The 11,242-nt window shown below is 71.2% G+C and carries 8 protein-coding genes; 5 read left to right on the top strand and 3 right to left on the bottom strand.

The features are described from left to right. On the bottom strand, positions 1 to 2,146 hold a 2,146-nt coding region (locus RB628_RS37470; protein WP_318325112.1), incomplete at its 3' end, for an HAD-IC family P-type ATPase. A gap of 2 nt (positions 2,147 to 2,148) precedes the next feature. After that, complete coding sequence (locus tag RB628_RS37475) at positions 2,149 to 3,030, bottom strand: universal stress protein (RefSeq protein WP_318325119.1); 882 nt, start codon at positions 3,028 to 3,030, stop codon at positions 2,149 to 2,151. Between the two features lie 285 nt (positions 3,031 to 3,315). Between RB628_RS37475 and RB628_RS37480 the strand changes: the two genes are divergently transcribed. Further along, positions 3,316 to 3,795: a cation:proton antiporter regulatory subunit gene (locus RB628_RS37480; RefSeq protein WP_318325113.1), complete on the top strand. Its 480-nt coding sequence runs from the start codon at positions 3,316 to 3,318 to the stop codon at positions 3,793 to 3,795. A gap of 4 nt (positions 3,796 to 3,799) precedes the next feature. Beyond that, the gene (locus RB628_RS37485; RefSeq protein ID WP_318325114.1) at positions 3,800 to 4,972 is read left to right on the top strand and encodes a cation:proton antiporter; all 1,173 of its coding nucleotides are present in this window, start codon (positions 3,800 to 3,802) and stop codon (positions 4,970 to 4,972) included. Between the two features lie 124 nt (positions 4,973 to 5,096). Here the strand turns inward: RB628_RS37485 and RB628_RS37490 are convergent, their stop codons facing one another. After that, entirely contained in the window at positions 5,097 to 5,981 is an 885-nt protein-coding gene (locus RB628_RS37490) for a universal stress protein (protein WP_318325115.1), read from the bottom strand. Positions 5,982 to 6,308: 327 nt separating this feature from the next. Here RB628_RS37490 and RB628_RS37495 point away from each other — a divergent pair, with 327 nt between their 5' ends. From RB628_RS37495 to RB628_RS37505, 3 genes are all read left to right on the top strand, one after another. Then, on the top strand, positions 6,309 to 7,181 hold the full coding sequence (locus RB628_RS37495) for a universal stress protein (RefSeq protein ID WP_318325116.1): 873 nt from the start codon (positions 6,309 to 6,311) through the stop codon (positions 7,179 to 7,181). Then, positions 7,174 to 9,915, top strand: a complete 2,742-nt coding sequence (locus tag RB628_RS37500; RefSeq protein WP_318325117.1) for a cation-transporting P-type ATPase — start codon at positions 7,174 to 7,176, stop codon at positions 9,913 to 9,915. The genes RB628_RS37495 and RB628_RS37500 overlap by 8 nt, the downstream gene beginning before the upstream one ends. Positions 9,916 to 10,094: 179 nt before the next feature. Further along, positions 10,095 to 10,778 (top strand): universal stress protein, encoded by a 684-nt coding sequence (locus RB628_RS37505; RefSeq protein ID WP_318325118.1) that lies wholly within the window; start codon positions 10,095 to 10,097, stop codon positions 10,776 to 10,778. Positions 10,779 to 11,242 lie beyond the last annotated feature (464 nt).

Raw genomic sequence — 11,242 nt, forward strand, 5'->3', positions numbered from 1 at the left:
CGATGTTGGTGGACAGCTGGAAGCGGACGAAGGTGACGATGTTGTCGTAGATGGAGCGGCCTTCGCGCACTGCGCGGACGATGGTGGAGAAGTCGTCGTCGGTGAGCACCATGTCGGCGGCTTCCTTGGCGACGTCGGTGCCGGTGATGCCCATGGCGACGCCGATGTGGGCGGCGCGCAGGGCGGCGGCGTCGTTGACGCCGTCTCCGGTCATGGCCACGATGTGGCCGCGCTCGGACAGTGCGCGGACGATGGTGACCTTGTGGTCGGGCGCGACGCGGGCGAAGACGCCGATGTCCTCGATGCGGCCCGTCAGGTCGCGCTCGCTCATCCGGGCCAGTTCGGAGCCGGTGACGATGTCTCCGCCGATGCCGAGTTCGCGGGCGATGGCGGCGGCGGTGTCGGCATGGTCCCCGGTGATCATCTTGACGGTGACGCCGGCGGCCTGGGCGAGCGCGACGGCGTCGCGGGCCTGAGGACGGGGAGGGTCGGCGATCCCGGCGACCGCGGTCAGGGTCAGCCCGGTCACCCGATCCGGGGTCGCGTCTCGGTGGGCGACGGTGGTGGCGGTGGCGGCGCCGAGGACACGCAGGCCCTGGCTGCCCATCCACCGGGCGGCCTCGGTGATCTCGCGGCGGCGCTCCGCGGTGAGCGGAGCAGGGCCCTGCTGGGTCAGCACGTGGGTGCAGCGGTCCAGAAGGACATCGACCGCCCCCTTGGCATGGACGCGGGCGGAACCGTCGGCCTCGGTGTGGAAGGTGGCCATGTACTTGGCGGCCGGGTCGAAGGGAACCTCGCCGGTGCGCGGAGCCTGTGCACGCAGAGCCTGGGGGCCGAGGCCGGTCTTGGCGGCGAGCACGAGCAGGGCGGCCTCGGTGGGATCGCCGATGATGCCGCCGTCCGGGGCGAGGCGGGCGTCGTTGCACAGCGCGAACGGCAGCACCGCCTCGCGCAGGTCTGGGGATGCGGCCTCCTTGTCGGCAGGGCGTACGGTGCCGGTGGTGTCGTAGCCCTCGCCGGTGACCTCGTACTGATGCCCACCGGCCCACAGGGTGCGGGTGGTCATCTCGTTCAGGGTGAGGGTGCCGGTCTTGTCGCTGCACACCACGGTCGCCGATCCGAGGGCCTCGACCGAGGCCAGGCGTTTGATGATGGCGCCGCGCCGGGCCATGCGGTGGACGCCCAGAGCCAGGGTGAGAGCGAGGACGGCGGGCAGTCCCTCCGGGATGGCGGCGACGGCCAGGGCCACCGCCCGCAGCGCGAGGTCGGCCAGGTCCTCGCCGCGGACAAGGGCGACGAGGGCGTATGCGGCGACGGCGATGCCGCTGACCAGGGCCAGACGACGGCCCAGGCTGTCCATCTGGACCTGCAGCGGGCTGGGCGGCTCTACGCCGGTGCGCAGCGCCTCGGCGATCTTCCCGACCTCGGTGTCCATCCCGGTGGCCGTGACGATTATCTCGGCGCGGCCGCGGGTGAGCGCGGTGTTCATGAACAGCATGCCGGTGCGTTCGGCGACGGGCACGGGCTCGTCGCCCTCGGCCGTGGTGGGCGCGGTCGTCTTGGCGACCGGGTGGGACTCCCCGGTCAGTGCGGCTTCGGCGGCCTCAACCGATGCGGCGACCACCAGACGCCCGTCGGCCGGGATACGGTCGCCGGCCTCCAGCAGGACCACATCGCCGGGCACCAGGGTGCGCGCGGGCACCACCTGGACCTGGCCGTCGCGGCGCACCCGGGCGGTGGGCACCAGCATCTCGCGCAGGGCCTCCAGGCTGCGTTCGGCGCGGCGTTCTTGCAGGTAGCCGACGGTGGCGTTGATGAGCAGGACGATGGTGATGACGAGGGCGTCCTTGAGGTCGCCGATGATGCCGGCGATGACGGCGGCGGCGAGCAGGATGCCGATCAGCCAGCTGCGGAACTGGTCCAGCAGACGCAGCCACTGCGAACGGCGGGCCGGTTCGGCCAGCTCGTTGGCTCCCCAGTCACCCACCCGCCGTTCGCAGTCCCCCCGGGCCAGGCCGGTGGCCGCGTCCACGCCGAGCAGTTTCGCGACCTTGGCGGCATCGTGCTGGTAAGCGTCCACCACCACTGGAGCAGGCCCCGGCGGTGCCGGCGTGGCGGAGGACGATGCGGCTCGAGACCGGGACATGGTCACTCCCTGCCGCGCACGACGGCGACGGGGCAGCGGGCGTGGTGCAGCAGGGCCTGGCTGACCGAGCCGAGCAGCAGACCGGTGAAGCCGCCGCGGCCCCGGGCACCGGCCACCACCAGCTGCGCATCGTGGCTGGCGTCGATCAGAGCCGGACGGATCCGCGAGCGCACCAGACGCCGCTCCACGACGACCTGCGCAAAGTCCTCCTGCCGGGAAGCGACCGTCTCGTCGAGCAGCTGTTGCTCGGCCTCGCGTAGGTGGTCGGCGTCGGCCACTACGGCGTTCAGCGGGTCGCCGGGGCCTTCGTAGGCGCGTTCGCTCCAGGTGTTCCACACGTGCAATGCCACCAGCGACGCCTTCCGCAGGGCGGCCTCGGCGAAGGCGAACTCAATTGCCGCCTCACCGGCCGGTGAGCCGTCCACGGCCAGCAGCACCGGACCAGCCGGTGCGGGGCGGCCGCGCACCACCATGAGCGGGCAGCTTCCGTGCGCCGCCAGATGTATGGCCGTCGACCCCAGCAACAGCCCCGCGAAAGCCGACAGGCCCCGGCTGCCGACCACCGCCAGCGCCGCCGACCGTGACTCGATCTCCAACACCTCAAGCGCCTCCCCGGACACCACGGACCGGGTGATCTCAATGCCCGGTGCCGCCGCGTGCGCCCGCTCCTCGGCGCGGGCCAGCCCGCCCTGCACCATCGGCTCCAAACCATGGTCGAACGGACTCCACGGTGCCGCATCGGACGGCAGATGCGCAGGGTGGCGACCGAAGGCGTGCACGATCCGCAGCGACGCACCGCGCAGGTGCGCCTCACGTGCCGCGAGATCGACCGCGTCAAGGCTGGAGACGGACCCATCCACCCCGACGATCACCGAATCACTCATCACGCACTCCATCCCGCAACGCCACCGGCGAACGGCCGCTGTCAGCTTCCAGGATCGGCCCAGCTGACCGCAGCGGCCAGGGGCCACCGGGCTCCGGGGCCCGCTCGGCCCTGCCCCTTGCTCTTGGGCGGCCACGACAATGGCATCGACCCGTGCGGAAGCAGCCCAAGTTCGGCGGGTGCAGGGTGCTCGAGCCACCGTCGTCTCCTGCCGAAGATCTGTACACGGTGGGACCGCGCAAGCGAGCCGCCCGTGTACCGGATTCTTGGCCGACGGGGTGATGGTGTGGATGTCAACGAGGTGCTGCTGCCCGGAGTGGGGCTGCGGTACGAGTTCGTCAACCGTGACGGCGACCGGATCGGCGTGGTGGCCCGCCGGTCGGGTGACTTCGAGCTGGTGGTCTACGAGGCTGCGGACCCGGACGAGGCACGGGCGGTGCTGCGGCTGACCGGGGAGGAGGCCGACACCCTCGCCGAGATCCTGGGCGCCCCGCGCATCGCGGAGCGGTTCGCCGACCTCACCAAGGAGGTGCCCGGGCTCAGCGCCGGACAGGTCGAGGTCCGCGCGGGGACGCCGTTCGCCGACCGACCGCTGGGAGAGACGAGGGCGCGCACGCGGACCGGCGCGTCGATCGTGGCGATCGTCCGCGGCGAGGAGGTCATCCCCTCGCCAGGACCAGTGCACGTCCTGCGCGCCGGGGACGTCCTGGTGGTGATCGGAACCCACGAGGGGATCGCCGCAGTGGAACAGATCGTCCAGGGCTGAGCAGATGAAGATCTCCATCGCCCTGTTGCTGGAACTGGGGATCATCCTGAGCGCGCTGAGCCTGCTCGGTGCGCTGGCGCGGCGCTACGCGCTGTCCCCCGTCCCGCTGTACCTCCTGGCGGGACTCGCACTGGGCGAAGGCGGCATCGCCCCCGTCCCGGCAGCCGGCGAGTTCGTAAAGACCGGGGCGGGCATCGGGGTCGTGCTGCTGCTCCTGGTCCTCGGGCTTGAGTTCACCGTGCCCGAGTTCACCGTGAGCCTGCACCGCCACCTGCCCTCGGCCCTGGTCGACCTGGTGCTGAACGCGACTCCCGGCGCGGTGGCGGGATGGATGCTCGGACTGGACGCCGCCGGCACCCTCGCGCTCGCCGGCGTCACCTATATCTCCTCCTCCGGCATCATCGCCCGCCTCCTCACCGACCTGCGCCGCATGGGCAACCGGGAGACCCCGGCCGTGCTGTCCGTACTGGTACTGGAGGACTTCGCGATGGCCGCCTACCTGCCGCTGCTCGCCGTCCTCGCCGCCGGCGGCACCTGGCAGCAAGCCCTGCTGGGAGTCCTGCTCGCCCTCGCAGCGGTACTCGCCGCGTTCACCGTCTCCTACTGGTGGGGACACCACCTGGGACGGTTCCTGGCGCACCCCGACGCCGAGCAACTGCTGCTGCGGGTCCTCGGCGTCACGCTGATCGTCGCAGCCCTCGCCGAAGCCGTCCACGTCTCCGCCGCCGTCGGAGCCTTCCTCGTCGGACTCTCACTCACCGGCCAGACCGCCGAGCGGGCGCGAGAGGTCCTCAGCCCGCTACGCGACCTGTTCGCCGCAGTGTTCTTCCTCGCCATCGGCCTGTCCGTACGCCCAGGCACCCTGCTGCCGGTACTGCCCGCCGCCCTGCTCCTGGCCCTGGTCACCGCCGGGACGAAAGTGGCCTCCGGCTGGTACGCCGCGCGACGCGACGGCGCCGGACGCCGGGGACGGCTCCGGGCCGGCACCGCCCTCATCGCCCGCGGCGAGTTCTCCATCGTCATCGTCGGCCTTCTGGGGGTACGCCAGGACCGACTCGGGGCCCTCGTGGCCGCCTACGTGCTTCTGCTCGCCGTGGCCGGACCCCTGATCACCCGATTCGCCAGCACACGTCCGGCGGGCACGCCCCGCCCCCACCACGATGCGAGGACGCAGTGAGCGGCCGATACAAGGGGCGGCAGGGCTGCCACGGCCAGCGGAACAGACGCTTGCCCACCCGCCTCCCGTCCATACGGCGCGTCACGCCGCTGCCACCAGGTGAACACCTGCCGCACTGCGGTCACTACCGCTCGCCAGCCCCCCGTACGACAGCGACCGGGCAGTGCGCATGATGCAGGACCGCCTGACTGACCGACCCCAGCATCAGCCCGGCGAACCCGCCGCGACCTCGGGCACCCACCACCAGCAGCTGTGCGGAGCGACTCGCCTCGATCAACGCCTCACGTGTCTGGCTACGCATCGCCCGATGCTCCACGCTCACCCCCGGGTACTGCTCCCGGCGCCCAGCCAGCGCCTCGGACACTAGCCGCTCCTCCGCCTCGGCGACCCCACCCGGCGGGTTCGTGTACGCGTCTGTGGCCTCTGGCATTTCCGGTAGGGGCGCATTCCACAAGGTCCAGGCGTGGATCGCCCTCAGCCGTGCTCCACGCAACGCGGCCTCCGCGAAGGCGAACTCGATTGCCTGCTCGCCGGCGGCGGAGCCGTCCACGCCCACCACCACCGGCCCCTCCTCGTCGCCCCCCTCACGCACGACCAGCACCGGGCACTGGCCGTGCGTGGCCAGATGCACCGCCGTCGAACCCACCAGCAGCCCGACGAACCCGCCCGTGCCCCGCGACCCGACGACCACGAGATCCGCAGCCCGCGACTGCGCCTCCAGTACTGTCAACGGCTCCCCGGTCACCACCGCGTGCGAGACATCCACCCCCGGAGCCGTGGACGTGGCACGCGCCACCGCCTCGGCCACCACGCGCTCGACCATGTTGCGCAGCCCGCCCTCCGGCGGGCCCAGCGGCGACGGCCCCAGCGGCGCATGCATCGCAGGCCACAAGAACGCGTGCACCACGCGCAGCCCCGCACCGCGCCACTGCGCCTCACGCGCCGCAGTCTCGACCGCCGCGAGACTCGACGCGGACCCGTCCACGCCCACGACCACCAGACCGCTCATCCCGACTCCCTCACCAAAGACGACCCAGCACCTTCACCTCCCAGCGTCACCCCGACGCCTCGCTGCTGCCAAGGGACCGTCCCAGCCTCCCCGCTACGTCGCGTCGGGGTCAGAGCCGGGTGGTGTTCCCCGGTACCGAGGGCCCCTCTGGCCCGTTGGCGTCACGCGACTACTTGGGCAAAAGTGATAGATGGGAGGAATATTCATGATGATCGTTGGTTGTGCGGGACAGTCGGCCGCCAGGCAAGGCGGTATGGCGTGTCAGGCGCAGGCGGGTGGCGTCTCCTGTTACAGATGGTCGTCGTGGCGGGAGACGGGGAGCTCACTGTGAGCGGGCCGATCGTGGTCGGGGTGGACGGCTCGCCGCCGAGTCTGAACGCGGTGGCAGTGGCGGCCCGCGAGGCGGCACTGCGCGGATGCGGGCTGAAGGTGGTGCACGCGTTCATCTGGCCGATGATGGTCGGTCAGTCGCCCCTGGGGCCTGCTGACGGCGGATTGCGAAATACGGCTGACCGGGTGGTGGCGGAGGCGGTGGAGCGTGCGCGTTCCACGGCGCCCGCGGTGACGGTCGGTACTGCGCTGGTGACGGGTGAGGTGCTGATGGTGCTGGAGGCCCAGTCGCGCACCGCATCACTGGTGGTGGTTGGCAACCGGGGGCTGGGCGGGTTCGCGGGTCTCCTGCTGGGCTCGACGGCGGTGCAACTGGCCGCGCATGGCCGCTGCCCGGTCATGGTGGTGCGGGGCGAGTCCGACCGGACTGGCCCCGTCCTGCTGGGAGCGGACGGTTCACCAGCGGGCGAGGGGGCGGTTGAGTTCGCCTTCGAGGAAGCCGGCCTCCGCGGCACAGGCATCGTGGCCCTGCATGCGTGGACGCCGTGGAGCGTGGCCGTCACCCCGCCGCAGGATCCGTCGGCGTCCAGTGCGCTGGATCCGGTCATGCTGGAGGCCGGCGAGAGGCGCCTGGTGGCCGAAGCGCTCGCCGGCCGGCGTGAGAGGTATCCGCACGTCGCGGTCGAGCATTCCGTGGTACGCGGCGGTGCTCGGGAGGCGCTGATCGAGGCAAGCAGGAACGCGGGATTGATCGTTGTTGGTGCCCGGGGCCGCAGCGGGTTCACCGGTCTGCTCCTCGGATCGGTCAGCCAGGCCCTCCTCCACCACGCGCACTGCCCGGTCGTCGTCGTGCGTGGATCCGATGCCTAAGGGGCAGGATCCCGGAGCGCCTGGACGAGCCGACGGTTCCACAGGCGACGCGCATCACGGGCTGAGTGCCCATGAGGTCGTGCTGCTTCTGGAGAGCGATGCCGATCGTGGCCTCAGCGGGGAGGAGGCCGCGCAGCGGCTTGAGCGGTTTGGCCCCAACGTGCTGCCTGCGGCGGCGGGCGGCGGTCTGCTGCGGCGGGTCCTGCGGCAGTTCCACCACCCGCTGATCTACGTCCTGCTGGTCGCGGGCGTGATCACGGCGGCGCTGGGTGAGTACATCGACTCGCTGGTGATCTTCGGTGTGGTGCTGGTGAACGCGGTGGTCGGATTCGTGCAGGAGTCGAAGGCCGAGGCCGCGCTGGAGGGGCTGCGAGCGATGGTGCGCACGACGGCCACGGTCGTGCGCGGCGGCAGCAGACGACAGGTGCCCTCATCGGAACTGGTTCCCGGGGACCTGGTGCTGGTGGAGGCCGGCGGCAAGGCGCCAGCCGATGTCCGGCTGCTCCGGGAGACGGAGTTGCGCGTGGATGAGTCGGCTCTGACGGGGGAGTCCGTCCCGGTACCGAAGGACGAGGTAGTTCTGGATGCGCGGACTCCGGTTGCCGACCGGCGCAACATGCTGCATTCCGGGACGCTGGTGACGGCCGGGCAGGGCGCTGGAATCGCGGTGACGACCGGTGCGGAGACCGAACTGGGGCAGATCCACCGTCTGGTGGGCGCCGCTCAGACGCTGGCGACGCCACTGACCGCCAAGCTCACAGCCTTCAGCAAGGTCCTGACCGTGGTGATCCTGGCCCTGGCCACGGTGACCTTCGCGATCGGCGTGGTCCGCGGGCAGGGGACGGTGCAGACGTTCACGGCCGCCGTCGCCCTGGCGGTGGGAGCGATTCCCGAGGGGCTTCCGGCAGCTGTCACGATCACCCTGGCCATCGGCGTCGGCCGAATGGCCAGGCGCCGGGCTGTGATCCGCAGGATGCCCGCCGTGGAGACGCTCGGCAGCACCACGGTCATCTGCTCGGACAAGACCGGCACGCTGACCGAGAACCAGATGACGGTGCGGGCGGTGTGGACACCCGACGGTGCCTTCGACGTGACCGGCTCCGGGTACGACCCCGACGGTGTGCTGCACGACGCGGTCGGTGCGGTGGTCACCGCCGAGGCGGACCGTGCCCTTTGGTGGTGCCTGCTGGCGGGCGCTGGATGCAACGACGCAGTCCTCGTCCGCAAGAACGGTCGACGGGACCTGTTGGGCGACCCGACCGAGGGGGCCATGCGTGTCGTGGCCGGCAAGGGGGGCCTGACTGCGACGGACGTGGCCGAACGCTATCCACGGGTCGACGTGATCCCTTTCAGCTCCGAGCGGCAGTACATGGCCACCCTCCACCGCGACACCGACACCGGCGGCCACCTGGTATTGGCCAAGGGTGCCACCGAACGGATCCTCGCCCTGTGCGCGGGGCAGATGACTTCCGACGGCAGCATCCGGCCGCTGGACCCCGCCGCTGTCCTGACAGCCGCCGAGCACCTGGCCGCCGGCGGTCTGCGGGTCCTGGCCACCGCCGCGCTGCCGTCCGCGGACCCGGGCACCTTCACCGAGAAGCACCTGCCCGGCGCCCTGGTCCTCACCGGGCTGCAGGCCATGCTCGACCCACCCCGTCCGGCCGCAACCACCGCGGTGAGCGCCTGCCACACCGCTGGCATCACCGTCAAAATGATCACAGGCGACCACGCAGCCACCGCCTCCGCCATCGCCGGCCGCATCGGACTGCTGACCGCGCCCAGCCCGCACGAGGGGGACGTCCTCACCGGAGCTGATTTGACAGCGCTGCCCGACCGGGACTACCCCGATGCCGTCGACCGGGCCCGCGTCTTCGCCCGGGTCTCGCCCGAGCAGAAGCTCCGGCTGGTCCGGGCCCTGCAGGAGCGCGGGCAAGTGGTGGCCATGACCGGCGACGGCGTCAACGACGCCCCGGCCCTGCGCCAGGCCAACATCGGCGTCGCCATGGGACGCGGCGGCACCGAGGTCGCCAAAGACGCCGCCGACATGGTCCTCACCGACGACGACTTCGCCACCATCGAAGCCGCCGTCGAAGAGGGACGCGGCGTCTTCGACAACCTCACCAAGTTCATCGTCTGGACGCTGCCGACCAACATGGGCGAGGGCCTGGTCATCCTGGTGGCCATCCTGCTGGGCGCCACGCTGCCGATCCTGCCCACCCAGATCCTGTGGATCAACATGACCACTGCCGTCGCCCTCGGCCTGATGCTCGCCTTCGAACCCAAAGAGGCAGGCATCATGACCCGGCCGCCTCGCGACCCGGCCCGGCCCCTGCTCACTGGCGCCCTCGCCGTCCGTATCCTGCTGGTATCCGCCCTCCTCGTCGCCGGCGCCTGGTGGCTATTCACCTGGGAACGCGACACCGGCGCGACCCTGCCCGAGGCACGCACCGCAGCCGTGAACCTGTTCGTCACCGTCGAAGCGTTCTACCTCTTCAGCTGCCGCTCCCTGACCCGTTCCGCCTGGCACCTCGGCCTGTTCAGCAACCGGTGGATCATCGGCGGTCTCCTCGCCCAGACAGTCGGACAGCTCGCCCTCACCTACCTGCCGGCCATGAACCACCTCTTCCACACCGCACCCATCAGTGGCGCGGCCTGGCTGAGGATTCTCGCGCTTGCAGTGCTCGCCTCCGTCGTGGTCGCCATCGACAAGCGTTTGCGACACCACCTCACGTGACCCCGGACCTCCCGGTCGGACGGGGGCCGCCGTCCGGCCACCCGGGAAGCGCCCCAGTCGCCCCGTACAGGTGGTCCCGGACCCGGACCACTCCGACCCCACACCACCGTGGCAGCCGTCACATCACGCGCGACCTGCCACCCACCAGCCGCCCGAACCCACATCAACCTGGAAGTGCCATGAGTAATCTCGCACTTGCCCTCATCGCCCTGGGAGCCTGGATCGCCATCGGCCTCGCCACCGCTTGGTGGATGGCCCGCAAGGGCTACCGTCACTGGGGATGGCCGCTCATGGGTATCGTCTTTGGTCCGGTCCTGGCCCTCGTCGCCGGCGAGCGTACGCAGCTGCACCGCCTCGGACCGCTCGCCCGGACAGAAGTCGGTCCGCCCGGCCCAGGCGGCCTGCGAGTGCTGGTGGGCGTGGACGGCTCCCCCCAATCTCTGGCCGCGCTGGACCGGGCCGCCGAACTCCTGGGGCCGTACGCGCAAGCCCTCGTCGCCGTCGAGGTGGTGGGGTACGACGCGGCCGACGACGAAACGGACCCGAGCATCACCGCGGCGAGAAACCACCTGAGGAGCGTCGCCGAGCGCGCCGACGGGCGGGTGACGCAATGCGACATCATCTCCGGGCCACCGTCGCGGGCGCTGATGAGCTACGCCAGGGAACAGGACATCGACCTCATCGTCGTCGGCACACACGGACGCGGCCTGTCCCGCCGACTACTCGGCAACGTCGCCCAGCAACTGGTGCGCCAGCACACCGTGCCCGTTCTCGTCGTCGGCGACCACCGACACGCATCCCCTGATGAAGCACAGGAGGGAAGCGCACTCCCGCCCCCTTCACACCGCACCAGACACGCGTAACCGCGCACCTCGGCATCGCAGTACTCACCGCGCTCGCCTCCGCCGACAAACGCCTGCGCCGCCGGCCGGTCTGGTCGGGCCCGCCATCGCCCCGTCGCGTCACCGCCGGTGTGCACCTGCCTGCCCGTACCCGCGCTGGGCGCCGGGCGAGTTCCGGCGAATCGGGTCAGCACCGGACCGGTCACGGCGAGCAGCAGGACGTAGGCGGCCGCCAAGGCGCCGAGCCGGTCCTGCATCACCCCGACCAGACCGATCATGACGAGAGAGAACTCGCCGTGTGCGATGAGCGCGGTACCGGCCCGCAGCCGGGCCGACCAGGGGCTGGCCCCGGCGTCGAGGTCTTCGGCAACTGCAAAAGGCTGCGGAGCTCTTCGGCGATCTCGGTGACAGCTGTCGGTGTCATGTGTCAACTAGAGGCGCAAGCCGCACCGCCACCGACACCACTTTCCACTCTGCCGGGGCCG

Source organism: Streptomyces sp. ADMS, from assembly GCF_033441795.1.
GTDB lineage: Bacteria > Actinomycetota > Actinomycetes > Streptomycetales > Streptomycetaceae > Streptomyces.